General features: G+C 28.9%; 29 protein-coding genes. 17 read left to right on the top strand and 12 right to left on the bottom strand.

The annotated features are described in order from the left end of the window. Positions 1 to 6: 6 nt before the first annotated feature. From crcB to L8X27_RS01600, 7 genes are read right to left on the bottom strand one after another with little or no spacing between them, the layout of a single operon-like run. Positions 7 to 375, bottom strand: coding sequence for a fluoride efflux transporter CrcB (gene crcB / locus L8X27_RS01630; RefSeq protein ID WP_263659675.1), 369 nt, complete (start codon positions 373 to 375; stop codon positions 7 to 9). Beyond that, entirely contained in the window at positions 372 to 1061 is a 690-nt protein-coding gene (locus L8X27_RS01625) for a lysophospholipid acyltransferase family protein (RefSeq protein WP_263671318.1), read from the bottom strand. The genes crcB and L8X27_RS01625 overlap by 4 nt, the downstream gene beginning before the upstream one ends. After that, positions 1039 to 2244: a hypothetical protein gene (locus tag L8X27_RS01620; protein WP_263660310.1), complete on the bottom strand. Its 1206-nt coding sequence runs from the start codon at positions 2242 to 2244 to the stop codon at positions 1039 to 1041. The genes L8X27_RS01625 and L8X27_RS01620 overlap by 23 nt, the downstream gene beginning before the upstream one ends. Next, positions 2238 to 2888, bottom strand: coding sequence for a phosphoribosylformylglycinamidine synthase subunit PurQ (gene purQ / locus L8X27_RS01615; protein ID WP_133318939.1), 651 nt, complete (start codon positions 2886 to 2888; stop codon positions 2238 to 2240). The genes L8X27_RS01620 and purQ overlap by 7 nt, the downstream gene beginning before the upstream one ends. Next, the gene (gene purS, locus L8X27_RS01610; protein ID WP_220566240.1) at positions 2885 to 3121 is read right to left on the bottom strand and encodes a phosphoribosylformylglycinamidine synthase subunit PurS; all 237 of its coding nucleotides are present in this window, start codon (positions 3119 to 3121) and stop codon (positions 2885 to 2887) included. The genes purQ and purS overlap by 4 nt, the downstream gene beginning before the upstream one ends. An 8-nt stretch (positions 3122 to 3129) precedes the next feature. Continuing rightward, positions 3130 to 3837, bottom strand: a complete 708-nt coding sequence (purC, locus tag L8X27_RS01605; RefSeq protein ID WP_133318981.1) for a phosphoribosylaminoimidazolesuccinocarboxamide synthase — start codon at positions 3835 to 3837, stop codon at positions 3130 to 3132. Between the two features lie 7 nt (positions 3838 to 3844). Next, positions 3845 to 5161, bottom strand: a complete 1317-nt coding sequence (locus L8X27_RS01600; RefSeq protein ID WP_318529406.1) for a S41 family peptidase — start codon at positions 5159 to 5161, stop codon at positions 3845 to 3847. Positions 5162 to 5367: 206 nt separating this feature from the next. On the opposite strand from L8X27_RS01600, the gene L8X27_RS01595 reads away from it, so the two are divergent. The 5 genes from L8X27_RS01595 (at position 5368) to L8X27_RS01575 (ending at position 12196) form a co-directional block, all read left to right on the top strand. Beyond that, positions 5368 to 7941 carry an ATP-dependent Clp protease ATP-binding subunit gene (locus tag L8X27_RS01595; RefSeq protein WP_263659678.1) on the top strand — a complete coding sequence of 858 codons (2574 nt, stop codon included), beginning with the start codon at positions 5368 to 5370 and terminating at the stop codon, positions 7939 to 7941. A gap of 159 nt (positions 7942 to 8100) precedes the next feature. After that, the gene (locus tag L8X27_RS01590; RefSeq protein ID WP_133318935.1) at positions 8101 to 9240 is read left to right on the top strand and encodes a hydrogenase small subunit; all 1140 of its coding nucleotides are present in this window, start codon (positions 8101 to 8103) and stop codon (positions 9238 to 9240) included. Positions 9241 to 9242: 2 nt separating this feature from the next. Further along, entirely contained in the window at positions 9243 to 10958 is a 1716-nt protein-coding gene (locus L8X27_RS01585; protein ID WP_263671319.1) for a nickel-dependent hydrogenase large subunit, read from the top strand. Positions 10959 to 10973: 15 nt separating this feature from the next. After that, a complete protein-coding gene (gene cybH, locus L8X27_RS01580; protein WP_133318933.1) occupies positions 10974 to 11666 on the top strand; it encodes a Ni/Fe-hydrogenase, b-type cytochrome subunit in 693 nt (230 codons plus the stop codon). Then, positions 11663 to 12196, top strand: coding sequence for a HyaD/HybD family hydrogenase maturation endopeptidase (locus tag L8X27_RS01575; RefSeq protein ID WP_133318932.1), 534 nt, complete (start codon positions 11663 to 11665; stop codon positions 12194 to 12196). Before cybH ends, L8X27_RS01575 begins: the two co-directional genes overlap by 4 nt. Positions 12197 to 12218: 22 nt before the next feature. Here the strand turns inward: L8X27_RS01575 and L8X27_RS01570 are convergent, their stop codons facing one another. Beyond that, positions 12219 to 12641, bottom strand: a complete 423-nt coding sequence (locus L8X27_RS01570) for a PepSY-like domain-containing protein (protein WP_133318931.1) — start codon at positions 12639 to 12641, stop codon at positions 12219 to 12221. Positions 12642 to 12767: 126 nt separating this feature from the next. On the opposite strand from L8X27_RS01570, the gene gltX reads away from it, so the two are divergent. The 3 genes from gltX to L8X27_RS01555 are packed head-to-tail and all read left to right on the top strand — an operon-like array spanning position 12768 to position 15990. Continuing rightward, complete coding sequence (gltX, locus tag L8X27_RS01565; RefSeq protein ID WP_133318930.1) at positions 12768 to 14063, top strand: glutamate--tRNA ligase; 1296 nt, start codon at positions 12768 to 12770, stop codon at positions 14061 to 14063. Between the two features lies 1 nt (position 14064). Continuing rightward, complete coding sequence (locus tag L8X27_RS01560; RefSeq protein ID WP_263671321.1) at positions 14065 to 14352, top strand: YggT family protein; 288 nt, start codon at positions 14065 to 14067, stop codon at positions 14350 to 14352. Beyond that, positions 14353 to 15990: a lytic transglycosylase domain-containing protein gene (locus L8X27_RS01555; RefSeq protein ID WP_263671322.1), complete on the top strand. Its 1638-nt coding sequence runs from the start codon at positions 14353 to 14355 to the stop codon at positions 15988 to 15990. Here L8X27_RS01555 and L8X27_RS01550 read toward each other — a convergent pair. Further along, positions 15878 to 16372: a hypothetical protein gene (locus L8X27_RS01550; RefSeq protein WP_263661337.1), complete on the bottom strand. Its 495-nt coding sequence runs from the start codon at positions 16370 to 16372 to the stop codon at positions 15878 to 15880. The genes L8X27_RS01555 and L8X27_RS01550 overlap by 113 nt on opposite strands. A gap of 87 nt (positions 16373 to 16459) precedes the next feature. On the opposite strand from L8X27_RS01550, the gene mobB reads away from it, so the two are divergent. The 6 genes from mobB (at position 16460) to L8X27_RS01520 (ending at position 21637) form a co-directional block, all read left to right on the top strand. Continuing rightward, positions 16460 to 16939: a molybdopterin-guanine dinucleotide biosynthesis protein B gene (gene mobB / locus L8X27_RS01545; protein WP_220566249.1), complete on the top strand. Its 480-nt coding sequence runs from the start codon at positions 16460 to 16462 to the stop codon at positions 16937 to 16939. A 9-nt stretch (positions 16940 to 16948) separates the two neighbouring features. Beyond that, positions 16949 to 17797 carry a class 1 fructose-bisphosphatase gene (locus L8X27_RS01540; RefSeq protein ID WP_263671323.1) on the top strand — a complete coding sequence of 283 codons (849 nt, stop codon included), beginning with the start codon at positions 16949 to 16951 and terminating at the stop codon, positions 17795 to 17797. Then, on the top strand, positions 17797 to 17991 hold the full coding sequence (locus L8X27_RS01535) for a hypothetical protein (protein WP_263671324.1): 195 nt from the start codon (positions 17797 to 17799) through the stop codon (positions 17989 to 17991). Before L8X27_RS01540 ends, L8X27_RS01535 begins: the two co-directional genes overlap by 1 nt. 12 nt (positions 17992 to 18003) lie before the next feature. Further along, on the top strand, positions 18004 to 19890 hold the full coding sequence (gene metG, locus L8X27_RS01530) for a methionine--tRNA ligase (protein ID WP_263680992.1): 1887 nt from the start codon (positions 18004 to 18006) through the stop codon (positions 19888 to 19890). Further along, complete coding sequence (locus tag L8X27_RS01525) at positions 19891 to 20832, top strand: hypothetical protein (protein ID WP_263662033.1); 942 nt, start codon at positions 19891 to 19893, stop codon at positions 20830 to 20832. A gap of 61 nt (positions 20833 to 20893) precedes the next feature. Beyond that, positions 20894 to 21637 (top strand): substrate-binding domain-containing protein, encoded by a 744-nt coding sequence (locus L8X27_RS01520; protein WP_133318922.1) that lies wholly within the window; start codon positions 20894 to 20896, stop codon positions 21635 to 21637. Between the two features lie 41 nt (positions 21638 to 21678). On the opposite strand, the gene L8X27_RS01515 is transcribed toward L8X27_RS01520, so the two are convergent. Both L8X27_RS01515 and queC read right to left on the bottom strand, forming a co-directional pair. Continuing rightward, a complete protein-coding gene (locus tag L8X27_RS01515; RefSeq protein WP_133318921.1) occupies positions 21679 to 22251 on the bottom strand; it encodes a YceI family protein in 573 nt (190 codons plus the stop codon). Between the two features lie 62 nt (positions 22252 to 22313). Further along, entirely contained in the window at positions 22314 to 22979 is a 666-nt protein-coding gene (gene queC, locus L8X27_RS01510; RefSeq protein ID WP_133318920.1) for a 7-cyano-7-deazaguanine synthase QueC, read from the bottom strand. Between the two features lie 53 nt (positions 22980 to 23032). Between queC and ybeY the strand changes: the two genes are divergently transcribed. Next, the gene (ybeY, locus tag L8X27_RS01505; RefSeq protein WP_263680991.1) at positions 23033 to 23443 is read left to right on the top strand and encodes an rRNA maturation RNase YbeY; all 411 of its coding nucleotides are present in this window, start codon (positions 23033 to 23035) and stop codon (positions 23441 to 23443) included. 295 nt (positions 23444 to 23738) lie between these two features. Here ybeY and L8X27_RS01500 read toward each other — a convergent pair whose 3' ends face one another. After that, on the bottom strand, positions 23739 to 24149 hold the full coding sequence (locus L8X27_RS01500; protein ID WP_133318918.1) for a PepSY-like domain-containing protein: 411 nt from the start codon (positions 24147 to 24149) through the stop codon (positions 23739 to 23741). A 113-nt stretch (positions 24150 to 24262) separates the two neighbouring features. Here L8X27_RS01500 and L8X27_RS01495 point away from each other — a divergent pair, with 113 nt between their 5' ends. Continuing rightward, positions 24263 to 24793 (top strand): rhomboid family intramembrane serine protease, encoded by a 531-nt coding sequence (locus tag L8X27_RS01495; RefSeq protein WP_263671329.1) that lies wholly within the window; start codon positions 24263 to 24265, stop codon positions 24791 to 24793. Continuing rightward, a complete protein-coding gene (locus L8X27_RS01490) occupies positions 24790 to 25281 on the top strand; it encodes a SixA phosphatase family protein (protein WP_133318916.1) in 492 nt (163 codons plus the stop codon). Before L8X27_RS01495 ends, L8X27_RS01490 begins: the two co-directional genes overlap by 4 nt. Positions 25282 to 25367 lie beyond the last annotated feature (86 nt).

The following is a 25367-nucleotide window of genomic DNA, read 5'->3' as shown; positions in this document are numbered from 1 at the left end:
TCTCCTTTATTTAAAAATTAAAAAACCAATCCATACTGCCAAAAGACAAAGGATAACATTTAAAATAATATTTATAAAAAAGTGAAAATAATCACCATTTTGCAAAAATAACAAATTTTCATAAGAAAAAGTTGAAAAAGTTGTAAAGGCACCCAAAAAACCAGTGCTAATTAAATTTTTAGTAAAAATATGCACACCTTTAGAATTTGCATAAGAAAAAAATAAACCTATTAAAAATGATCCTATTATATTGACCATTAATGTCCCATAAGGAAAGTTATGAGGAATGATTTTATTAAAAAGGTTGCTAGTAAGCATTCTGGATATGGCCCCTAAAAAGCCTCCAAAACCTACAGCTAAAATCGTACCAATCAAGCTTGTGACCTTTCATTATCTAAGATTGTTTGCATTTTTTCTCTAGTTTGCTCAAGCCAATCATCTTTACTTGTATCAACAAGATCTAGAAATACCACTTTTAAAACACCACTATTTGCACTAAAGTTTTGGGTATCTAAAATTTTAGCTGAATCAACAATTACCACAGGTTGGACTTTTAACTTAAGCTTTTCACTTAAAATTTTAGCTCCGACTTTAAATTTTAAAAGTTTTTGTGTTTTAGATCTTGTGCCTTCTGGAAAAATGGCTAAAATTCTATCCTCATTTAATCTTTCTTTGGCTTCTTTTAAAAGCTTTACTAGACCCTTTGGACTTCTATCTATACAAATAATTTTAGGCTTTTTAATCAAAGTTTTAAAAACAGGGAGTTCACCTAATTCTTTTTTAGCTATCCAAGATATATTTTTTGGGCATAAATCTTCCAAAACAACTATATCTAGCAAGCTTTGATGATTGATTAAAAGCAAATTAGCTTGAGGGTGTATAGAACCTTGGGTTTGAATTTTATAGTTTATTACATATTTTTGCAGTTTTGACCATACTTTTCTGATTTTCCAAATTTTTTCTTGCGATTGCAATAATAAAAAGGCAATACATAAAAATATAATAGATAAAATAAATTCTACCCAAAATATTAAAGCTTTAAATCTTTGATAAATCTTCACTTTTCACCCAGCCTATTTTTCCATTATTAAATAAAATTTTTCTGTATTCATCTCTTGAATCTAACACTTCTACTTCTTGTTTATATTTCCCAGAATAAAAATGAGTTGAGTTTAGAGTTGGTAAAATTTGTACTTTACTTTCAGCTTTTAATATAGCTTTATATATGTTATTTTGAGCTAAAAAACTTGCTATTAGAGCCAAAATTGCCAAACCTAAAGCCGTATAGCTTTTTTTAAATACAAACCATAAAGCAAAAATACCACACAAGCTCCATAAAAAAACTTGTTTGTAAAAATTAAAATCATTAGTTTTTGGATTTAAATCACTTTGTGTACTTATGCTATCTTCTTTAAGTTCTATTTTTAAGGAAAAATCTTTTAATTCTTTAGAATTTAAATTAAAGTAAGAAAAATCAAAACGCGTTTTACTTTTATCTAAAATAGCATAATAAAATCCACTTTGTTTTTCAAAATCGCCTTTAATAGCCTCTACACCTTGTTTTTGGATATCTTTTATGTTAAAACTTGCTAGATTTGTGTTTTCTCCTGCAAGTTCTATAAATAAAATTATACTATCATTATCAAAACTACTTGCTTTTACTTGTTTAACTTCCAAATTGCTTGCAACTATATGTGAGTATTTATTAGAAGGAGCATCGATTTTTTTAAGTTTAATGGGCTTTATAATTAATGATGAGCTTTGAAAAATATGATCATTTCTGCTTAATGAAACGATGATTTTGTTTAAACTAGCATTTAAACTTTTAGCTTCAAACCATAATTTTGTATGATATGAATTAGCCTTTTGTTCCCAAATAGGATTAGGATTGATCCAAAGCATATCATCACTTTTTTCAAAACTCACATTTAAATCAAAACTCACATTAGTTGTGGTAATAACCTCAAGATCTATAGTAAAAGCCTCATCTATATAGGCTTCATCGGTGTATTCTTTTGCGTTTAATACTAAAGAACCTTGAGGGATGAAATTTTCATCATCGATTTTACTTTCATAATTACTCTCATCACTTGGAGCGATAGTTTGATAAATTTGCTTAGCTTGATCATCTAATTGATTATAATTTTTTTCTAAAGTGTTATAATCTTCAAAAACACTATTTTCTTGAGCATATAAGTTAAAAGTTAGTAAAAAAAGACAAAAAAATTTGAAGGTTTTTAGCAATTTAAAAATCCTTCAAACATTTTAAGTCCTACTTTTGATCCAAGAATATCATCGCACATTCTTTCAGGATGTGGCATTAATCCAAAGACTTTTTTATTTTCATCACAAATTCCTGCTATATCGTTTAAAGAGCCATTTGGATTATTGATATATCTTAGTAAGATCATATCTTTATCTTCTAGCATTTTAATACCATCTTCGCTATTAAAATAATTTCCTTCTCCATGAGCAATAGGTAATTCTATGATATCATTTTTTTGAAAATTTTTCAAAAAAGCATTATTATTTGATACTACTTGCAATGCTTGCATCTTAGAAATAAAACTTAAACTATTGTTATGTTTCATAGCTCCTTTTAAAAGTCCAAGTTCTAATAAAATTTGAAAGCCGTTACATATGCCTAGAACATATCCACCTTTTTGAACATGCTCTTTAAGTGTTTTTATAGCAGGAGCAAGTTTTGCAATAGCAGCACATCTTAAATAATCTCCATAAGAAAAACCTCCAGGTAATACGATTAAATCTGCACTAAAATCTTGTCTTTCATGCCAAATGATTTCAGTTTTTACCCCTAATTTTTCAAAGGCATAAGCTGTATCAAACTCACAATTAGTTCCAGGAAAACGAATAATAGCTACTTTCATAATATTATCTCATAATCTTCTATCACAGTATTTGCAAGTAATTCTTTACACATTAAATCAACTTGTTTAAAAACTTCTTCTTTATCATCACAAGCTATATCAAAACTAATTTGTTTTGAGGTTTTAACATTTGCAATATTATTAAAATCCAAAGAATGCAAAGCCTTTTCTATGGCTTTGCCTTGAGGATCTAAAACCCCATTTTTGAGTGTGATATTTATAGTTACTTTCATTATTTTTCCTAACTTAAAATTCTTTTTAAGACTTCTTCATAGGCCATTTTTACATTACCTAAGTCTTGTCTAAAGCGATCTTTGTCTAATTTTTCATTAGTTTTACTATCCCAAAATCTACAGCTATCAGGACTAATTTCATCAGCTAAGATCATATTTCCTTCATTATCAATACCAAATTCTAATTTAAAGTCAATCAATCTTAAGCCTTTAGATTCAAAGAATTTTACTAAAATAGAATTGATATGTCTTGCGGTATTTTTGATTAATTCTAAATCTTTTTCACTTTTCACTAGATTTAAAATCAAACAATGCTCATCATTGATGATAGGATCACCTAAATCATCATTTTTATAACAAAACTCAACTACAGCAAAAGGTAAAATCGTGCCTTCTTTAATGCCTAATCTTTTTGTTAAAGATCCTGTAGCTACATTTCTAGTAATAACTTCAATGGGTATAATATTACATTTTTTAACAATTTGTTCTTTTTCGCTGATGGTTTCTACTAGATGGGTTTTAATGCCTTCTTTTTCTAAGAGATGAAAAATTTCAGTACTAATTTTACAATTTAATGCACCTTTTCCTGCTTCATTACCCTTTTTTTCTGCATTAAAAGCTGTTAAATCATCTTTAAATTCTGTGATGAGTAAATTCTCATCATCAGTTTTAAACATTTTTTTACCTTTTCCTTCATATAAAAGATCTAATTTCATAGCCATTTTACTCTCCTTTTGTAATGTTTAAAATTTTAATTGCATCTATTGCGGTTTTTAGTTGTATGTCATTATTAATTTGTTCTTTGGTAATGATATTTTTATCTTCTTTGTTGTCTTTTTTCTTTTCTTGATGTCCGATTTTATCTAGTTCAGCTTGTAAGTGTTTTTTAAGATCACTTTCTTTGATTTCAAAGCCGTGATTTTCTTCTTTACTTACTTTTCCTGGAAATACTTCTATATCAGGATTAACTCCAACAGCTTGTATAGTTCTACCACTTGGTAAATAATATTTTGCTATAGTAAGTCTCAAGCCTTCTTTACCTTTTTCATCCATAGGTAATATAAGTTGCACACTACCTTTTCCAAAGGTTTTTTCTCCTATGATAATAGCGCGTTTAAAATCCTGCAAAGCCCCACTTACAATCTCGCTCGCACTTGCACTGCCACCATTTACAAGCACTACTAAAGGTGCATTGGTGATTTTTTTACTAGGATTTGCTTTAAATTCTACATTCTCGCTTTCAATTTTACCTTTTTGTGAAACGATTACTCCTTTATCTACAAAAAGATTTACTAAACCCACTGCTTGATTTAAAATACCGCCCGGATTGGTTCTAAGATCTAGTATAATTCCTTTTGTATTAGAATGTTTTTTGATCGCTTTACTAGCTTCATCTACAACATTTTTATCAAAATTAGTCACTCTTAAATAAAGTAAATTTTCATTTTCGATTAATTTTGTATAAACACTATCTACTTTTATGATATCTCTTTTTAAATTTACATCAAATGGCTTTACATCGCCTTTTCTATAAATAGTTAGAGTAACCTTTGTTTTAGGCTCTCCACGCATTTTAGAAACAGCTTCATTTAAAGTCATACCTAAAGTCGATTCATTATTAATTCTTAAGATAATATCATCAGTTTTAATACCTGCTTTATCCGCTGGACTTCCTTCTATAGGAGCTACAACACTAATTGCTCCATCTTTTTGGGTAATAGTAAAGCCAAGTCCACCAAATTCCCCATTAGTTTGTTCTTTAAGCTCTTTATAACCTTTTTCATCTAAGAAGGAAGAGTGGGCATCTAAATTTGTAAGTAAACCTGCTATGGATTTATCAACCAAATCTGTATAATTAACATCATCAACATAATATTGTTCTATGATAGACATAGTTCTTGTAAGTTTAGATAAAGCTTCTATTTTTTTTTCTGCTTCGCTAGGAGCGGGATTTTTAGCTTGCAAGTTAGTAAAAATAAAAGAAGCGGTTATTAAACTACAAATGCTAGCTGCGATAATAAGATTTCTTTTTGTCTTCAAAGGAAAAACTCCAAAATAAATATGAATTCATAAAATAATTATCTAATTTTAGTTATTTTTGCTTAAAAAATCGTAAATAAAGTAAATATTTTTATGATATTAGTGTATATATATAAAAAATTATTTATAAATATAACTAAATAAACTTGACAATAATAGACTAAAGTTATATAATACACTTCATATAAAAGTAAAAAGGAGTAAAAATGGCAAATATACAAGATTTTTTAACAGATTCTATGCTTTCAAATATAGAAAGTGCAATTTCTTTGGCCATTCATTCTAAGAATAGTGAAATAAAACCTTTGCATTTATTATGGGCTTTAAGTGTTGATAGCTCCAGTTTGCTTAATCAAGTTTTTAATAAATTAAATGTTTCTAAAGAGGCATTTGAGTTAGAAGTAAAAAGTAAAATTTCATCTTTTCCTACTAGCTCAAATGTAAATAAAGACAATATTAAATTTTCAAATGAATTTATTAATTCTTTAGAAAAAGCAAAAGGCTTGGCTTTAGAAAATAAAGATAACTATTTAGCTGTGGATATGTGGCTTGTTTCAGAAAGTGCTAGCGGGGTTATTAAGGAACTTTTGTCTAAATTTGTAGATTTAAATGAGTTTAAAAAAGAATTGGAATTCATTAGAGCAGGAGCTAAAATAGAAACCAAAACAAGTGATGAAACGCTTGATTCTTTATCTAAATTTGGTATTGATTTGACTATGAAAGCTAAAAACAATGAGCTTGATCCTGTTATAGGTAGAGAAGAAGAAATTCAAAGATTAATGCAAATTTTAATCAGAAAAACTAAAAATAATCCTATTTTATTAGGTGAGCCAGGGGTAGGAAAAACTGCTGTGGTGGAAGCTTTAGCACAAAGGATAGTAAAAAAAGATGTTCCTACTTCGTTGCAAAATAAAAAAGTTATAGCTTTAGATATGAGTGCTTTAATAGCAGGGGCAAAATACAGAGGTGAATTTGAAGATAGATTAAAAGCAGTTGTAAATGAAGTAATAAAACATAAGAATGTAATTTTATTTATAGATGAAATTCACACCATTGTAGGTGCAGGTGCAAATGAAGGGAGCATGGATGCAGCAAATATTTTAAAACCTGCTTTAGCAAGAGGTGAGCTTCATACTATAGGTGCTACAACCTTAAAAGAATATAGAAAATATTTTGAAAAAGATGCAGCTTTACAAAGAAGATTTCAGCCTGTAAATGTAGCTGAACCTAGTGTAAATGAAGCTTTGGCTATGCTTAGAGGTATAAAAGAAAAATTAGAAATTCATCATAATGTAACTATCAATGATAGTGCTTTAGTGGCAGCTGCAAAGCTATCTAAGCGTTATATAGCTAATAGATTTTTACCTGATAAAGCGATTGATTTAATTGATGAGGCTGCAGCGGAATTAAAAATGCAAATAGAAAGTGAGCCAAATTCTTTAAGAAAGGTTAGAAAGCAAATTGAAAGTTTGGAAGTAGAAAATGAAGCTTTAAAAATGGAAGAAAATGAAGCTAATGAAAAAAGATTGGAGGAGATTAAAAAAGAATTAGCAAATTTAAAAGAAGAGCAAATCAAACTTAATGCTAAATTTGAAAATGAAAAAGCAGTATTTAATGGCATAAGTGCAAAGAAAAAAGAAATCGATACTTTAAAAAATGAAGCTATTTTGGCTAAAAATAAAGGAGATTTCCAAAAGGCTGCTGAAATAGAATATGGCAAAATTTTAGAGTGTGAAAAAGAGGTTTTAAATTTAGAAGAAAAATGGAAACAAATGACCCAAGAAGGAGTTTTGCTTAAAAATCAAGTAGATGAGGATTTAGTAGCTGGTATTTTAAGTAAATGGACAGGCATTAGTGTGCAAAAAATGCTCACTTCTGAAAAACAAAAATATTTACATATTCAAGAGTATTTACAAGAAAGCGTCATAGGGCAAGATGAGGCTTTGAGTGCTTTAGCTAAAGCTATTAAGCGTAACAAAGCAGGGTTAAATCAAGCAACTAAGCCTATAGGAAGCTTTTTATTTTTAGGGCCAACTGGAGTAGGTAAAACAGAAAGTGCGAAGGCTTTGGCTAAATTTTTATTTGATGATGAAAAAGCTATGGTGCGTTTTGATATGAGTGAATTTATGGAAAAACACAGTGTATCAAGACTTTTAGGTGCACCTCCAGGATATATAGGGCATGAAGAAGGTGGGGAATTAACTGAAGCTGTTAGAAGAAAGCCTTATAGTGTGATTTTATTTGATGAAGTAGAAAAAGCCCATAAAGATGTATTTAATATACTTTTGGGAATTTTAGATGATGGTAGGGCTACAGATAGTAAAGGCGTAACGATTGATTTTACTAATACTATCATTATCTTAACTTCTAATATAGGTGCAAATTTTATTATGGAGTTAAAGAGCGAAGAAAGAGAAAAAGCTATCAAAGAAGCTCTTAGAAGCTTTTTTAGACCTGAGTTTTTAAATCGTTTGGATGATATTATTACTTTTAATCCTTTGGGAGAAAGTGAAGCTGAAAAAATAGTTAAATTGCTTTTTAATACCTTGCAAAAAAGTCTTGAAAATAGAGGTATTAAAGCAAGCTTGAGTGATAATGCTGCTAGGTTAATAGCAAAGGTTGGTTTTGATGTGGATTTTGGTGCAAGACCATTAAAAAGAGCTTTATATGATATGGTAGAAGATAAATTAAGTGATATGATATTATCGGATGAATTAAATGAAAATGATGAGATTATTATAGATTCTAAAGATGATGAGATTATCATTGTTAAACAATAAGCAAGTGTAATACTTGCTTATTTAGAGTAAAATTATCTTAATAATACTAAATTGTAAATACTTCGTATATTTGATTAAAAAATTATCATTTTTTATCTATTCTTAACAATAAATATTTTAAAATCTTTAATGATATTTCTATAATTTAAGGAACAACAAATGAGTGATTTAGATATTTTTAATCGCCGTTTAGACGCATTAGAAAAACTTCCTCTTTTGAAAAATGAGATTTCTATCTCTAAAGCCTTAGAGCAATCAGGTTTTTCAAGAAGAGATTTTATGAAATGGGCTAGTGCTATGACCGCATTTTTAGCATTACCTGCTAGCTTTACTCCAGTAGTTGCAAGAGCTGCTGAGCTTAGTGATAGACTTCCAGTGATTTGGCTTCATATGGCTGAATGTACAGGATGTTCTGAAAGTTTATTAAGAAGTGATGCTCCTACCATTGATAGTTTGATTTTTGATCATATTTCTTTAGAATATCATGAAACTATAATGGGTGCTGCAGGTTGGCAAGCTGAACATAATCTTGAAGCTGCTATGGAAAAATATAAAGGTAGATATATCTTAATGGTAGAAGGTGGTATACCAACAGGTGCTACAGAAAACTTTTTAACTATAGGACCACATGGAAAAACAGGAAGACAATTAGCAGAACAAGCCTGTAATGATGCTTTAGCTATTTTTGCTATAGGTACTTGTTCAGCTTTTGGTGGTATCCAAGCTGCTAGACCTAATCCAAGCAATGCTGTAAGCTTAAGTAAAGTAACAAATAAAACAGTTATTAATGTACCAGGTTGTCCTCCAAGTGAAAAAAATATTATAGGTAATGTGATTCATTACATATTGTATCAAACATTGCCAGCACTTGATGCCTACAATAGACCAAAATGGGCTTATGGGTTAAGAATTCATGATCTTTGTGAAAGAAGAGGACGCTTTGATGCGGGTGAATTTGTGCAACAATTTGGTGATGAGGGAGCAAAAAAAGGATATTGTCTTTATAAAGTAGGTTGTAAAGGCCCTTATACTTTTAATAATTGCTCAAGAGAGAGATTTAATCAACATACTTCATGGCCAATCCAAGCAGGACATGGTTGTATAGGCTGTTCTGAACCTGATTTTTGGGATACTATGGGACCTTTTGAGGAAGTGATGGCAGGAAGATTATTTGATACTGTTTATGGCTTGGGTGCTGATAGCATTTCAGATAAAATTGGTATAGGTGTGCTTTGTGTAACAGGCGTAGCTGTTGCTGCGCATGCTGTAATTGCTTCATTAGAAAAAAATAAGGATTAAAAATGTCAAAAAGAATTATTATAGATCCACTTACTAGAATAGAAGGACATTTAAGAGTTGAAGTAGTGGTTGATGAAAATAATGTCATTAAAGAAGCATATTCAGGATCGACTTTATGGAGAGGGATTGAAACTATTGTAAAAGGTCGTGATCCAAGAGATGCAGGCTTTTTAACTCAAAGAATTTGTGGTGTTTGTACTTTTTCACATTATAGAGCAGGGATTATCGCAGTAGAAAATGCTTTAGGTATTACTCCGCCACTAAATGCAGTTTTAACTAGAACTTTAATGAATGCAGCTTTATACATGCATGATCATCCTGTACATTTTTATCAACTTCATGGTCTTGATTTTGTTGATGTTGTAAGTGCTTTAAGTGCTGATGTAAAAAAAGCAAGTGATGAAGCATTTAAATATACTGATATGCCTTATGCAACAGGTGCAGATAAGCTTTTAGAAGTTCAGCAAAGACTAAAAACCTTTGTAGATAAAGGAAATCTTGGACCATTTGCAAATGCTTATTATGGACATGCGACTTATCGCTTTACTCCTGAGCAAAACCTTATTGCGCTTTCACATTATTTAGAATGTTTAAGAATTCAAAGAACAATAGCTCAAGCTATGGCGATTTTTGGTGCTAAAAATCCTCACCCACAAAGTTTAACTGTAGGCGGTGTAACTTGTGTTATGGATCTTTTAAACCCATCAAGAATGGCTGAATATATGACTAAATTCCAAGAAGTAGCTGATTTTATTAATCGTGCTTATTATCCGGATTTAATCATGGCAGCTAAAGCTTACTCTAAAGAAGCAAGTGTATTAAATGATGTAGGGGTAAATAACTTTTATACTGAGAGAGAATTCCAAATTTCAAGTGATGAGTGGTTGTTTGAAGGTGGTATTATTAGAAATGGTGATTTGAGTAAGGTTGAAGAAGTAGATGAAGCTAAAATCACCGAAGAAGCTACAAGATCATGGTATGCAGACAATGAAGCTTTACATCCTTATGATGGTAAAACTAATCCAAACTATACAGGCTTAATTGATGGTGAAAGCATCGATGATAAAGGCAATATAGTTCATAGTAAGGTATTTGATATTAAAGGCAAATATAGCTGGATTAAAGCTCCAAGATATGAAAATTTACCTATGCAAGTTGGACCATTAGCAAATATTTTAGTAAATTATGCTAAGGGTAATAAAATTGTAGTAGAAGCGGTTGATTCTTTCTTAAAAGCTACAAATTTACCAGTTCAAGCACTTATGAGCACTTTAGGAAGAACAGGCGCTAGAGCAATTGAAGCTAAAATTATTGCTGATCATGGTTTAAAAGCATTTAATTCTTTGGTTGAAAATTTAAAAACAGATGAAAGTACTTGTGCTACTTATGTAATTGATAAAAACAAAGAATACAAAGGTAGATTTATGGGAAGTGCACCTCGTGGTGCATTGAGCCATTGGTGTAGGATTAAAAATGGTGTAATTGAAAATTGGCAAGCAGTAGTTCCTTCTACTTGGAATGCAAGTCCAAAAGATGCAAATGGAGTAGGTGGTAGCTATGAACAATGTCTTATTGGTATGAAACTAGCTGATGTTAAACAGCCTTTAGAAGTAATAAGAGCTATTCACTCTTATGATCCTTGTATAGCATGTGCAGTACATGTAATGGATACTAAAGGTAATAATCTTAGCGAGTATAAAGTTAATGTAAATTTATAAGGAAAGGACTTTAGTATGGATTCTAAACATTCCTTAAAATCAAACAGAAAGGCTGAATACGAATTTAGTATCGGTCTTCGTTTTACACATTGGTTAAGAGCGGTTGCAATCGTGATTTTAGTGGGGACTGGGTATTATATTTCTTATGTATTTCAAGCTCCTTCTATTTCATCTGAACCGACTTTATTTATGCAGGCAAAATACCGCATGGTGCACCAAATTTTTGGTTTTATCTTAATAGCTTGTGTGATTTTTAAAACATATTTGTTCTTTTTTGATTCAAAAAGTGATGGTGAGAGAAAGAGTATAAAAGATATTTTTAATGTAAAATTATGGATAGAGCAAATTAAATTTTACATTTTCCTAGGAAAGCACCCGCATTTACAAGGTGTATATAATCCTTTGCAATTTGTAACTTACCTTTTCTTTTATCTTGTTATGTTTGGGCTTATTTTGACAGGATTAATCCTTTATATGCATGTATATCATGAAGGCTTGGGTGGATTTTTATATAATATTTTAAGACCTATTGAGGTAATGTTAGGTGGATTAGCTGATGTTAGAACCTACCATAGAATTTTAATGTGGGTTGTGTTGATTTTTGTTCCAGTGCATATTTATATGGCTGTATTTAACTCAGTTAAAGGTAAAGATGGTGCTTTAGATGCTATCTTTAGCGGTTATAAATTTGTAAGAGAAAATCGTTGAAACTTCTAGTTTTAGGTATTGGTAATATTATGTTTGCAGATGAGGGCTTAGGCGTTCATCTTTGCAAACTTTTAGAAAAAAATTATAAGTTTTATCATGAAAAAGACTCGGTGAGTTTTGTAGATGGTGGAACTTTGGCTTTACAACTTAGCTATATTATAGCCGAATATGATGAAATGATTGTGATTGATTGTATTGCAGCAGATGATGCTAAGATTGGAGATATTTTTTTCTTTCCTTATGATGCAATGCCAAAAAAAGTTAATTGGAGTGGTAGTGCGCATGAGGTTGAAATGCTTCAAACTTTACAATACATGGAACTTATGGGAGATTTACCTAAAACTCAAATTTTAGCTTGCGTACCAAAGCGTATAGAGCCATTGAGTTTTGAACTTTCAAAAGAAGTCTTAAATGCTTTAGAAAAAATGGAGAAAATTTTACTTGATTTTTTAGAGAAAAAAGGCTTTACTTACAAGAGAATTGCTAATTATAATATACAAGAGCTTGCTCTAAATTCTTATAAAAGCTAAGCAAAAAAGCTTAGCTTAAATTCTAATCATCAAATTTTTGTCCCAAGAAATTTCCATTTACATCAGTATAAATTTCCATCATATTATTAAGTTTGAATTTATAACCTTGAATTTCTTTTTCAACTTTAATTATACTTGCATTTGGGTGCATTTTTTTAATCGTTGCTAAAACATTTGGACTTAAAAAAGAAGTATCAATTGGTCTGTATTTTGCATCGATTTCTTTCCAATCTCCATTGATAAAAAACTCAAGCTCAGTTCCATTGTCTAAATAAACATCAAAGCTATCAATATCTTGTTTAACTAAAGCAATATTTGAACCTGTAAAATGTTTTTGTATGAAATTTTTAGAATTTGCTGGTAAAGCATTAACTCCTACAATCATATCTTGTGCAAAAACAAAACCTGCAGTAACTAATGTTGCTAAAGCTATTTTTAATTTCATTTTTTATCCTTTATGTTGAATTATTTATGAAATCATATTGCTATTGAGTGAATTTTGTGTGAACTTAAAAGAAATAGCAAGTATTTAATTGTATAATGATAAAAAAGTTTTTTAAAAGGATAAATAATGTATAGGTTTGCACCATCGCCTACTGGAGATATGCATATTGGAAATTTAAGAGCAGCTTTATTTAATTATATTAAAGCAAGACAAGAAAATTCTGATTTTATTTTGCGTATTGAAGATACGGATAATGCTAGAAATATAGCTGGAAAAGAAGAAGAAATAAAAGCTATTTTAAAAGAATTTGGTATAACTTGGCAGCATTATTATGTACAAAGTGAGAATTTGAAATTTCATCGTCAAATGGCTTTAAAGCTAGTAAGTGAAAAAAAAGCATTTGCTTGTTTTTGTACTGAGGATGAATTAGCTCATAAAAAAGAACTAGCTAAAAGTAAAAATCAAGCATATAGATACGATGGTACTTGTGAAAAACTTGCAGATATTGATGTATTAAATTGTGAAAAACCTTTCGTAATCCGTCTTAAAAAACCTCAATCGCAAATGAAATTTATAGATTATATTAAAGGCGAGATTGGTTTTAATCCCGAAGATATTGATAGTTTTGTGATTATGAGGGCTGATAAAACCCCAACTTATAATTTTGCTTGTGCGGTTGATGATATGCTAGAAGGTGTTACTTGTATTATAAGGGGCGAAGATCATGTTTCAAATACTCCTAAGCAAGAACATATTAGAGCAAGTTTGGGTTATGATAAAAGCATGACTTATGCACATTTGCCTATCATTTTAAATGAAGAAGGTGTTAAAATGAGCAAAAGAGAGGCTCATTCTAGTGTAAAATGGATGCTTGATAATGGATATTTAGCAAGTGCTATTGCAAATTATTTAATCCTTCTAGGTAATAAAACTCCAAAAGAGATTTTTACTTTAGAAGAGGCCATAGAATGGTTTGATTTGAAAAAAGTTTCAAAATCTCCTGCAAGATTTGATACTAAGCGTTTAATGCAAATTAACCGTGAGCATATAAAAATGCTTGATAATGATAAATTAAATTCTTTATTAAATTTAGGCAAAGATGTAGCTGAGCTTGCAAAATTTTATACTCAAGAAGCTAGCACGCTAAATGAGATAAGAGAAAAAATACAAGCAATTTTTGCAGTTAAAAATTATAATGAATTTGAAAAAGAATGTAAGTTGATTAAAGAAGTTTTAAAAGATTTAGATCTACCTCAAGAATATGATGAGTTTAAAAAGATTTTGATGGAAAAAACAAATTTAAAAGGTAAAAATTTCTTTATGCCTTTGCGTTTAGTATTAACAGGGGTTACTCATGGACCTGAAATGAGTGAAATTTATACTTTAATTAAGCCTTTTGTTAAAGAAATTATAAAGGAGTAAAATGGGAGTTGGAACAAGTTTGATTGTATCTTTGGTGCAAATTTTTTCTTTAGTTATTGAAATTTATATATGGATTATAATCATTGCAGCATTGATTTCTTGGGTAAGGCCTGATCCATATAATCCTATAGTGCAAATTTTATATCGTTTAACTAATCCTGCTTATGCTTTTGTAAGAAGGTTTATTCCTACTACTATAGGGAGTATTGATTTAGCACCTTTGATTATTATTTTAGGATTAAAATTTATCCAAATATTTTTATCAAATTTAATTTTAGGAAGTTTATAAGTGTTGAAAAAAAGTGTAGTGTTACTTTTAGCTGGAGTGGTTTTTGCAAATAGTGCAATGTATTCTTATAAAGAATTAGAGCAAAGACCAAATTCTTTAGCTAAGGATTATTATTTATATCGTTTATTAGAAAAAAATGAATTTAAAAAAGAAGAAGTTGAAGGTTTAAAAGAACATATTTATCGTTATGCAGGGCGTATTAAAAATGCCATTGAAGCCATTATTCCGCCTTTGGGGTATAATAAAGAATATGAAGCTTGTTATAAATTTAATACGCAAAATATCTTAGATGCTAATGCTACTTGTCAGCTTATAAGATTAAATAGTTTAACTTTTATACAAGATCTTAATGCTTCAGTGCGTAATGAGATGAAAAAAAATATCCCACAGGATAATCCAAATTTAACAAAACTTTTAGAAGCTTTTGATGCTAAAGATCCTCTAAGTTATGCGGTTTTAAATTATGATAGTGCTAATTTTTATAAAATCTATAATTTCTTAAAAGATAAAAAAGATTTTTTCTTAGAAAAAGATTTTGTAAATGAATTAGCTAAAGAAAAAGAATTTACAAATTTTGTAAAAGAAATTATCATTAAGAAAAAAAGTCCATTGATAAGAAAATCTCTAGTCAATGTAGATGCAAATTTAACTTTTCAAGATAATGCTTTTTATCTAGGTGTAAATGCTATTTTAGAAAATGACGATAAAAAAGCATTGGAATTTTTTCAAGTAGCAAAAGATACTTTTAAAAGCAAACCTTTAGCAGATAATGCAAATTTTTGGCTATATTTGATCACTCAAGATAAAAAGTACATTGATGAGCTTGCTCAAAGTGATTCTTTAAATATTTATAGTCTTTATGCAAGAGAGTTAAAAGGCTTACCATTACCTAAAATAGAAGAATTAAAGCCAAAAAAACAAAAAAATGATTTTGATATGAAAGATCCTTTTGCTTGGCAAAAGCTCGCAAAAGAAATTGCAAAAGGCACTCCTAATGAGCTAGAAAAACTTGCAAAAGATTTTTATACCAAGGAAAATATCGCTATTTATGCCTATATTAAAGAAAGGGCCGAAGGTTTTAAAAAACATTATTTTATTATGCCTTATTTTGAATATTTAAAAGATTATTCTACGCAAAGAAAAGCTATGATTTTAGCTTTAGCTAGACAAGAAAGTCGTTTTATACCAACAGCCATTTCAACTTCTTATGCTTTGGGTATTATGCAATTTATCCCATTTTTAGCTAATCATATAGGCAATAAAGAACTGCAAATTCCAAATTTTGATCAAGATATGCTTTTTGAACCAAAAACAGCTTATACTTTTGCAAATCATCATTTAGATTATTTAGAATCTAAACTTAATTCCCCAGTTTTTGTGGCTTATGCTTATAATGGAGGTATAGGATTTACCACTAGAATGCTCAAAAGAGAAGATATGTTTAGAGCGGGAAAATATGAGCCATTTTTATCAATGGAGCTTGTTCCTTATGCAGAAAGCAGGGTATATGCTAAGAAAGTTTTAGCTAATTATGTTGTTTATTTGCATCTTCTGAACGATAATACACCGATTTCGAAATTTTTTGAAACTTTAGCTCAAAACACTGATTCTCAAAACACAAATCAAGTTTTAAAATAGGTTTTTGCACTAATTCATTAAGAGTGATTTTATAATAACTTGCATAATCACTCTTAATGATATATTTAAATAATTCATCATTTTGATCTAAGGTTTTTATGTTAGTTTTTTCTCCATCTATGAGTATTGAAATTTGCTCTTGTTTGATGTTGATATTTGGCAAAAAACTAAGTACAAAAACTTCTTTTTGACTTTTTTCATCTAATACAGGGTTTAAATAGCTCAATAAAGCAACTACTCTATTATCTTTATAATTAAAATTAATTTTTTGTGCATACATTAGAGTTTGACTTTTTAAATTAATTTCACTTTGCTCTTGGGTTTTATTAGAGCATGCGGTAAAAATAAGTGTTAAAAAAATAATCATATAAACTTTTTTCATATTTTTGTTCCTAATTTTTTTATAATTATAAGCTTTTAACTTTTAAAAAGATATAATTTCATTTATTTTATTTGATTTAAGGAAGTTATGAAAAGATTAGCAATGGCTTTTAGCGGGCCTTCCAATTCGGGTAAAACGACTTTGATTACTCAAGTTGCTAAGTATTTTATGGAACAAAATTATAAAGTATGCATTATAAAACATGATCCAAAGGATAAAGCAAGCTTTGATATAGCAAAAAAAGATAGTTTTAAATTTTTTCAAAGTGGTGCTGATGTAATGGTTTTAAGTCCTACAAGGACAACTTTATTTACACATTCTCCAAGTACTTTAGATGAAGCTATTTCTAAACTAGGAGAATTTGATTTTTTATTTATAGAGGGCTTAAAAACCTTAGATATGCCAAGAATTAGCGTTTTTTGTAAAGAAGTAGATGAGAGCTATTTTGCTTATTCTAAGGCTATTGCAAGCTATGAGAAAATTGAAAATAAAAATTTAACTTGGCTTTATTTGGATGATTTGGAAAGTATTTGTGATTTTATATTAAAAAATTCAAAAAAAGTATAGAGGTAAAATATGCAAGAATTAATTGACGATATACAAAAAGCAGTGATTGAAATTTCAAAAGAACTTAGATATTTAAAAGATTTTGATTATACCACTTCTCAAAATGCCACAGGAGATAATCAATTAAAACTTGATGTGAAAAGCGATGAGATTATCACTAAAATTTTAAAGCAAAGCAAAGGTTTAAAAAGCTTAATTAGCGAGGAAAAACAAGAGCAATTGCTAATCAATGAAAATGAAAAATATGTTGTTGCTTATGATCCTTTAGATGGTTCTTCTTTAGTAGATGTGAATTTTGCTATAGGTTCTATTTTTGCTATTTATGAGCAAAAGGCTAGTGCAAAAAATCTAAAAGCAGCAATTTATGCTATTTATGGCGTGCGTTTAGAGCTTATAGTGTGTATAGACACTCCTAAGCTTTATAGATTAAATGAAAAAGATGAATTTGTTTTTGTTAAGGATTTAAAATTAAATGAAAAAGGCAAATTAAATGCAAGCGGTGGGACACAAAAAAATTGGTCAAATACTCATAGAGCTTTTATAAAAGCTTTATTTGATGAGGGTTATCGCTTGAGATATTCTGGTGCTATGGTGAGTGATTTGCACCAAATTTTACTCAAAGGTGGAGGGTTGTTTTCATATCCTGCAACAAGCGATGCACCAAATGGAAAATTAAGAGCATATTTTGAGGTGTTTCCTTTTGCTTTTATTTTTGAAAAAGCAGGAGGATTTTCTACCAATGGAGAAAATGATTCTTTACTTGATTTAGAATTTGAAAAAATTCATGCAAGTACGCCATGCTTTTTGGGTTCTAAATATGAAATTGAAAAACTAAAACAAGCTTATAAAGGTTTTTAATGGCTGAAGTTAAAGATGAATTTGAGTTGGCTTTAGAAGTTAAAAAAAATGAACTTCAAGCTTGTCAAAACGAAAAAAAATTAAAATCTTGTTTATCTTGCTCTATGATTTTTGAGTGCTCTTTAAGAAAAGAGTATATAGAAGCAGTTTATAAGAGTATGTCTAAAGGTAAAGAAGGTGGATTTGATTTTTAATAAAGGTTGAAAATGCGTTATATTACTACCCCGATATATTATGTAAATGATGTGGCTCATATTGGTCATGCTTACACTACGATTATAGCAGATACTTTGGCTAGATTTTATCGCTTACAGGGAGAAAAAACATTCTTTTTAACAGGCACAGATGAACATGGTCAAAAAATAGAGCAAGCTGCTAGCGTTAGAAATTTTACCCCTAAAGAATATGCAGATGAAATTAGTGCTAAGTTTAAAAAACTTTGGGATGAGTTTGAAATTTCTTATGATTATTTCATTAGAACTACGGATGAAAATCACAAATTAAGCGTTCAAAAAGCATTTAAAAAAATGTATGATAAAGGTGATATTTACAAAGGAACTTATGAAGGCTTTTATTGTGTTTCTTGTGAGAGTTATTTTACTCAAACTCAACTTATAAATGAGTGTCATTGTCCAGATTGTGGTAAGAAAACACAGCTTTTAAAAGAAGAAAGTTATTTTTTCAAGCTTTCTAAATATCAAGATCAAATTCTTAAATGGTACAAAGAAAAAGAGCCGATTTTACCTAAAAATAAGGCTAATGAGTTGATTTATTTTGTAGAAGGTGGCTTAAAAGATCTTTCCATTACAAGAACGAGTTTTGAATGGGGTATAAAGCTTCCAAAAGAACTAAATGATGAAAAACATGTGGTGTATGTTTGGCTTGATGCTTTGATGAATTATGTGAGTGCTTTGGGCTATGGACTTGATGATGAAAATATGGATCTTTGGCCTGCTCATATACACTTTGTAGGCAAAGATATTTTGCGTTTTCATGCAGTGTATTGGCCTGCGTTTTTGATGAGTTTAGAACTTCCTTTACCTAAATTTATAGCAGCACATGGTTGGTGGACTAAAGATGGTGAAAAAATGAGCAAATCTAAAGGCAATGTTGTAGCACCTAAAGAAGTAGCAGATACTTTTGGTTTAGAGGCTTTTAGATATTTTTTACTCAGAGAAGTTCCTTTTGGTAATGATGGAGATTTTTCGCAAAAAGCATTAATCACTAGAATCAATGCAGAATTGAGCAATGAGCTTGGAAATTTATTAAATAGAATTATCGGTATGAGTGCTAAGTATTCTCAAAATATTATTGAGTGTAAAGATGTGAATTTGTATTTTAATCAAGAATTAAATGAATGCAAAGAGTATTTAGATAATGCAATTAATGCTTTGGAAAATATCCAGCCAAATCGCTATTTAGAGGAACTTTTCAAGGCTTTATCTTTAGCAAATTTAAGTATTAGTAAATATGAGCCTTGGAAATTGATTAAAAATAATCAAACGCAAAAAGCTAATGCTTTAGTGGCTTTATGTGCTAATATTTTAACAAAAGCAACTATTTTACTTTCAGCTGCTATGCCAAAGATAGCATTAAAAATTGCAAAGGCTTTAAATTTTGAAATATCAAACGAAAATTATCAAAAACTAATTTTAAATAATCAATTATGTGATTTAAAATCAAGTGCATGTGAAGCTTTGTTTCCAAAAGTTGAATTAACCCAAGAAAACAAAAAAGAAGAAAAATTAGAAGAGAAGCCAAATTTAGCTCAAATTAAAATAGATGATTTTAAAAAAATCGAAATCAAAGTAGCATTAGTAAAAGATTGTCAGAATATAGAAGGCAGTGAAAAGCTTTTAAAATTTCAACTTGAACTTGAAAATGGCGAACTAAGACAAGTGCTTTCAGGTATTGCTAAATTTTATAAAGCTAGTGAGTTAATAGGCAAGCAAGTTTGCGTAATTACAAATCTAAAAAAAGCTAAAATTTTTGGTCATGAAAGCCAAGGTATGATTTTAAGTGCTCAAAAAGATGGAAAATTAGTTTTGATAAGCCCGCAAGGCTTTATCGAAAATGGAGCTTTAATAGGCTAGATGAATATTTCTAACTTTATCGAACTTATTAATGCTCGAGTTTTAAATTATGGAGCAACTTCTAGTGTTTATGATTTTAGTATAGATTTAAACAAAGTCAAACAAGCAAGTGTTTTTTTTGCTAAAAATAATGAACAAGCAAGCTTTGCTATAAAACTTGGTGCTTATGTTATAGTAAGTGAGGAAAGATTAAAACTTGAAGATAAAGATGTGTTTTATCTTCAAGTTGATGATTTAGAAGCAACTATTTTTAGACTTTTTAGATTTTTAAGTGAAGAAAAATCTTATGAATTTATATATTGCAATCATGTAGAATTAAAATTTGCAAAGGCATTTAATTTTAAAGTCTTAAACTCAAATATTTTATTAGATTTTGATCTTTTGAAAAATTCAAAAGAAAAAACTTTCTTTTGCTCTGATGATGAAAAATTTATTTTAAAACTTAAATCAAATTTTCATACTTTAAAAGCATGTAAATACGAAATTTTAGGCTCTAAATCTTTATTTCAAACGAGTTTGCTTTGTAAAAATTTGTATTTTAAAGATTTAAAATTTGCATTTTTTTATGCAGATATTTTTGCTAGATTTATTGATTTTGCTGAAAAGCAAAATCTATCTTTTAATTTTAATGAAAAAAAGTTAGATCTTTTTAAGGCATATTTTTTAAACTCAAAAAATGAAATTTGTGCTTTTGGTGGAAGTTCTAGAGTAATTTTACTTGTGGAAAATGAAAAAGATTTTGAATTTATATGCCAAAAACTCCAAGGCGTTAAAGATTTCAAAATAGCATTAAAAAATTCATTATTTTGTGATTTTTCTTATATAAATTTGAGTGAATTAAAGAATTTTTTTGATTTTAAATATTGCCTAATCAAAGAAAGCGAAGAAGAGTTTTTGGAATATTTTTTAGCACAAGAGAAAAAAATTAGTTTATTTGATTAAAAAAATATCAACTTTAAAAAGATATATTTACGATTTTATTTTATTAATTTAAGGAAAAAATATGAAAAAATTTTTATTTTTAAGTTTATTTGCTGCAGCTGCATTAAATGCTGAAATTTTAGTTTATGGTCCAGGTGGTCCTGCTCCTGTTTTGAAAGAGCTTGCTAAGCAATTTGAAGAAAAACATGGAGAAAAAGTTATTATTAATGCAGGACCAACACCTAAATGGATAAAAAAAGCAAAAACAGATGCTGATATTATTTATTCAGGTAATACTTCTATGATGGATGGTTTTGTTAAAGCAATGCCAAAACAAATCAAAATAGAAGATGTTCAAGTTTTAAATGCTAGAGGCTCGGGTATGATTGTAAGAGCAAATAATCCAAAAAAAATTAAAAAATTTGAAGATCTTTTAAAAGATGGTGTTAATGTTATGGTGGTTGATGGAGCAGGGCAGGTTGGCTTATATGAGGATATGGCTTTAAAAACAGGAAAAATTGAAAACCTAGAAAAATTAAGAAAAAACATTAAAGTATATGCTAAAAATTCAAAAGCAGCGGTTGATGAGTGGAAAAATAATCAAAATATCGATGCTTTAATCATTTGGACACATTGGATTAAAGCAGTTGGAGAGAAAGAAAATAAATTTATTTTAGCGGATAAAAATTCAATCATTTACAGAGCAGCTGAAATAGTTCCAACGCAAAAAGGTTTAAAAAATCCAAAAGTAGCTGAATTCATCAAATTTACACAAAGTAAAGAAGCTCAAAAAATTTGGAAAAAAGAAGGTTGGGTAGCTAAATAAAAATCAAAGCATTTTACAAAAAGTAAAATGCTTTTATAGTATTATTTTTCGTTGATTTCTGCTTCGATGCTAATTTGTACTTCATCGCTAAGTGTTAAGCTAGAAGTATCAGGAGCAAATTTGAAATCACTTCTTTTAATTTGTCCTTGTAGAGTAAAACCTGCTTTTTCTTTGCCACTATCTGTTTTAATAACACCGCCAATTTCAGTATCTAAAACAACATCTTTGCTTACTCCAGCAATGCTTAATGAGCCATACATTTTACCTTTTTCATTAGAGATTTTTTCATATTTACTCATAGTAAAAGTAATGTTTGGATGAGTTTTTGCTTTAAAAAAATCATCTTGTTGTAAATGCGCATCTCTTGCTTTATTTTCTGTGTTTATAGAAGCAACTTTTATATTTGCTTGAAGTTTGTTAAATTCAAATTTAGCACTATCAAAATCAATTACTGCATCATAATCTTTAAAATTTCCATTTACATTGCTAATTTGTAAATGTTTGATTTTAAAAGCTACATTTGTGTGTGCTTTATCTAAGCTAAATTCTTTACTCAAAGCACTACTTGCCAAAATCGAAGCAGCTAAAAATGAACCAAATAATATTTTTTTCATGTTTTCTCCTTAATGTTTAAAAAAGCAAATTATACAAACTAAAATAAAATGAAAGTAAATTTTTAAACATATTCTATAAAATCTTTTACATTAGCCTCTTTAAAGCCTTTTAGTCTTAATAAACAACTATCACATTTACCACAAGCTTTATCTCCTCTTTCATAGCAAGACCAAGTATATTCTAAGGCTACCTTTTCTTTTAGGGCTAATTCAACTATTTGTCCTTTACTTAGATGAACTAATGGGGTTTTTATTTGTACTTTGCAAGTTTTTGTTGTACCTTCATTGATAAATTCATTAGCTTTTTGTATAAATTTCGCACTACAATCAGGATAACCACTGCTATCTTCTTGTACCACTCCTATAAAAATACTTTCACAATTTTCCTTTTCAGCTATAGCACCTGCGATAGATAAAAAAATACCATTTCTAAAAGGAACATAGGTGTTTGGGACTTCTTTTTCATGTAGTTTTTCTTTGGGAATTTCTAAATTTAAATCTGTTAGTGAGTTTCCTCCAATATTTGCTATAAATGACACATCTAAAATATATTTTGTTTTTATGTTAAGTTTTTCACAAATTTTATTAAAACATTCCCTTTCTTTAAGCATGGTGCGTTGGTTATAGTCAAAATGTAAAGCAATGATCTCATATCCTTCTTTTTTAGCTAAATATGCACATAAAGTACTATCCATACCACCACTTATAATACAAAGAGCTTTTTTCATGCTTTTCCTTAATTTTGATATAATTTTGAAATTATAAAATCAAAAGGATAATAATGATTTTTTGTGAAGAAGAAATGGATATTTCTTTTCTTGAAAAAATAGCACAGAAAATGAGCGATCAAAATATAGAGCTTGTTTTGGTAGATGAAAGAGTTATGCGTGAGATTAATTTTAATCAAAGAGGTATAGATAAAACTACAGATGTGTTATCTTTTCCTTTGATGCAAAATTGTGAAAATTTACTTGGCAGTATTGTGATAAATTTAGATGAAGTAAGTAAAAAAGCAATGGAGTACAAACACAGTAATGAAGAAGAGATGGCATTACTTTTTATACATGCTATGCTTCATTTACAAGGATATGATCATGAGGTAGATCAAGGACAAATGAGACAAAAAGAACAAGAATGGATTGAATATTTTAAACTACCAAAAAGCCTGATAGTAAGAGTGCAAGAGGAGTAAATATTTAAAAATTTTTAGCTTATGTGTGAGTTATATACCTATAATGAAAATACATTTATACTAAATATTTTGGGAAAAATTTGATATTTGTTTATCTAATTTGACAAAGAGTAGTACTAATTTTGATTTTGTCCAAACAAAGTAAAAGCAATATTTAAGGTGAGAAAATCAATACGGAGCCTATGATAAAGCTCCTTATTCTACCGGAGCAATTGAAATTTTTATAAGTTTTGACAAGGGTTAAAGCCTTTTTTAGAAGAAAATTTAAAACTTGCTTATTTAATCTTAAACAATTTTAATCGTCAAATTTTTGTCTTAAAATAGTCCCATTATCATCAATATAAAGTTTCATTTGATTATTAAGTTCTATTTTGTAATATGAAATTTTTCTTTCTATTTCAATAATCGCTGCATTTGGATAGGTATTTTTAATGGTATTTTGTATTGCTAAAGGCAAAATAGCATAATTTAAAGATCTGAAATTTTCAGCTTCTTTAAATTCTCCATTGAGTGAAAACTCAATTTCACTTCCATCACTTAAATAAATTTCGTAAGAATATCCATCTTGTTCTACTAGACCAATCTCTGCATTAAAGTAATCTTTAATAAATTGTTTGATATTTACCGGCAAAGAATCAGGTGCTATGACTATACCAGCATTAAGAGTATTTAAACTAATCAAAAAAGCTAAAGCTAGTTTTTTCATTTTTAACCTTATTATATTTTTGACGATATTGTATCTTATTAATGTGAATTTTATGTGTAAGCTAGAATTTAAATAGCTTTTTGTTATAATTATTAAAAATACAAAGTAGGGCAATGGTAGCTTCATTTTTAATCGCTTTTAATGTTATTGTATTTATTTTTGTAAATTATCTTTATTTTGGTTCTTTAAATTTAGATACTATTTTGGGTTTAAATTTATTTTTTTTTCAAGGATTTTACTGGCAAATTTTAAGCTCAATATTTATGCATGGAAATTGGCCTCATTTGATTTTAAATATGATAGTGCTTTTTCAATTTGGTTCTATGCTTGAAAAATACTTAAAAAGTTTTAAATTTGCCCTGCTTTATTTAATCGGTGGAATTCTTTGCTCTTTGCTTAGTGCTTTTTATGTGTATTTAAGTTTTGATGGTAGTTTTGTAAATGTAGTGGGTGCAAGTGGTGTTATATGTGTTTTAATGGGGTATTATGCATATTTGGATAAAACCGCCACCAAAGGACTTATCGTGGCTATATTATTAATGAGTTTTGTGCCTATTTTTATGGGTGTTAATATAGCTTGGTATGCACATATTTTTGGCTTTATATGTGGATATGCTTTGGGTAAATTTAAGGTTATAAGATGAAATATATCTATTTTATTCGTCATGCTAAAGCTCAAAAAGAAAATTACGATCAAGATTTACAACGAGAACTTAGTTCTAGTGGAAAAGATGATTTAAAAACTATGATTTATAGGATTAAGGATTTAGAATTTAAAGCCCAAAGCATTATCTCAAGTCCTGCTAAGCGCTGTATAAAAACAGCACAAAAACTCTGTAAAAGCTTTTCTTTAAAAGAAAAAGATATCAAGATAGAAAAAAGCTTTTATGATGGTAATTTAAAGGATGTGTTAAATTTTATAAAAGAATCAAAAGAGAGTAGGGTAGTGCTAATTATGCACAATCCTTTATTGCAAGAACTTTGTGAGTATCTAGCTCATATAGATTTAGAAAACTTTCCAACTTCTGCTATTTTATGTATGCAATTTGATATAAAAGAATTTAAAGATATAAAAGAACACAGCGGGGAAGTTGTGTTTTTTGATTATCCTAAAAGTCAAGAAAATAACTAATCTACATTTTTAAACTTCAAATTTATTTAAGCAAAAATATAAACTAAAATTTAGTTGAAATGAAAAATATACATCTTTAGTCTTTT

The sequence above is a fragment of the Campylobacter sp. CNRCH_2015_1657 genome (genome assembly GCF_025772685.1).
GTDB classification, from domain to species: domain Bacteria; phylum Campylobacterota; class Campylobacteria; order Campylobacterales; family Campylobacteraceae; genus Campylobacter_D; species Campylobacter_D lari_D.
This window is presented reverse-complemented; position numbering and strand designations above follow the sequence as displayed.

What these genes read in the sequence shown, in the direction of transcription:
- purQ (WP_133318939.1), bottom strand. Translation starts at nt 2,888, where the DNA reads ATGAAAGTAGCTATTATTCGTTTTCCTGGAACTAATTGTGAGTTTGAT.
- purS (WP_220566240.1), bottom strand. Translation starts at nt 3,121, where the DNA reads ATGAAAGTAACTATAAATATCACACTCAAAAATGGGGTTTTAGATCCT.
- purC (WP_133318981.1), bottom strand. Translation starts at nt 3,837, where the DNA reads ATGAAATTAGATCTTTTATATGAAGGAAAAGGTAAAAAAATGTTTAAA.
- L8X27_RS01595 (WP_263659678.1), top strand. Translation starts at nt 5,368, where the DNA reads ATGGCAAATATACAAGATTTTTTAACAGATTCTATGCTTTCAAATATA.
- L8X27_RS01590 (WP_133318935.1), top strand. Translation starts at nt 8,101, where the DNA reads ATGAGTGATTTAGATATTTTTAATCGCCGTTTAGACGCATTAGAAAAA.
- L8X27_RS01585 (WP_263671319.1), top strand. Translation starts at nt 9,243, where the DNA reads ATGTCAAAAAGAATTATTATAGATCCACTTACTAGAATAGAAGGACAT.
- cybH (WP_133318933.1), top strand. Translation starts at nt 10,974, where the DNA reads ATGGATTCTAAACATTCCTTAAAATCAAACAGAAAGGCTGAATACGAA.
- L8X27_RS01570 (WP_133318931.1), bottom strand. Translation starts at nt 12,641, where the DNA reads ATGAAATTAAAAATAGCTTTAGCAACATTAGTTACTGCAGGTTTTGTT.
- gltX (WP_133318930.1), top strand. Translation starts at nt 12,768, where the DNA reads ATGTATAGGTTTGCACCATCGCCTACTGGAGATATGCATATTGGAAAT.
- L8X27_RS01560 (WP_263671321.1), top strand. Translation starts at nt 14,065, where the DNA reads ATGGGAGTTGGAACAAGTTTGATTGTATCTTTGGTGCAAATTTTTTCT.
- L8X27_RS01550 (WP_263661337.1), bottom strand. Translation starts at nt 16,372, where the DNA reads ATGAAAAAAGTTTATATGATTATTTTTTTAACACTTATTTTTACCGCA.
- mobB (WP_220566249.1), top strand. Translation starts at nt 16,460, where the DNA reads ATGAAAAGATTAGCAATGGCTTTTAGCGGGCCTTCCAATTCGGGTAAA.
- L8X27_RS01540 (WP_263671323.1), top strand. Translation starts at nt 16,949, where the DNA reads ATGCAAGAATTAATTGACGATATACAAAAAGCAGTGATTGAAATTTCA.
- L8X27_RS01535 (WP_263671324.1), top strand. Translation starts at nt 17,797, where the DNA reads ATGGCTGAAGTTAAAGATGAATTTGAGTTGGCTTTAGAAGTTAAAAAA.
- metG (WP_263680992.1), top strand. Translation starts at nt 18,004, where the DNA reads ATGCGTTATATTACTACCCCGATATATTATGTAAATGATGTGGCTCAT.
- L8X27_RS01525 (WP_263662033.1), top strand. Translation starts at nt 19,891, where the DNA reads ATGAATATTTCTAACTTTATCGAACTTATTAATGCTCGAGTTTTAAAT.
- L8X27_RS01520 (WP_133318922.1), top strand. Translation starts at nt 20,894, where the DNA reads ATGAAAAAATTTTTATTTTTAAGTTTATTTGCTGCAGCTGCATTAAAT.
- L8X27_RS01515 (WP_133318921.1), bottom strand. Translation starts at nt 22,251, where the DNA reads ATGAAAAAAATATTATTTGGTTCATTTTTAGCTGCTTCGATTTTGGCA.
- queC (WP_133318920.1), bottom strand. Translation starts at nt 22,979, where the DNA reads ATGAAAAAAGCTCTTTGTATTATAAGTGGTGGTATGGATAGTACTTTA.
- ybeY (WP_263680991.1), top strand. Translation starts at nt 23,033, where the DNA reads ATGATTTTTTGTGAAGAAGAAATGGATATTTCTTTTCTTGAAAAAATA.
- L8X27_RS01500 (WP_133318918.1), bottom strand. Translation starts at nt 24,149, where the DNA reads ATGAAAAAACTAGCTTTAGCTTTTTTGATTAGTTTAAATACTCTTAAT.
- L8X27_RS01495 (WP_263671329.1), top strand. Translation starts at nt 24,263, where the DNA reads ATGGTAGCTTCATTTTTAATCGCTTTTAATGTTATTGTATTTATTTTT.
- L8X27_RS01490 (WP_133318916.1), top strand. Translation starts at nt 24,790, where the DNA reads ATGAAATATATCTATTTTATTCGTCATGCTAAAGCTCAAAAAGAAAAT.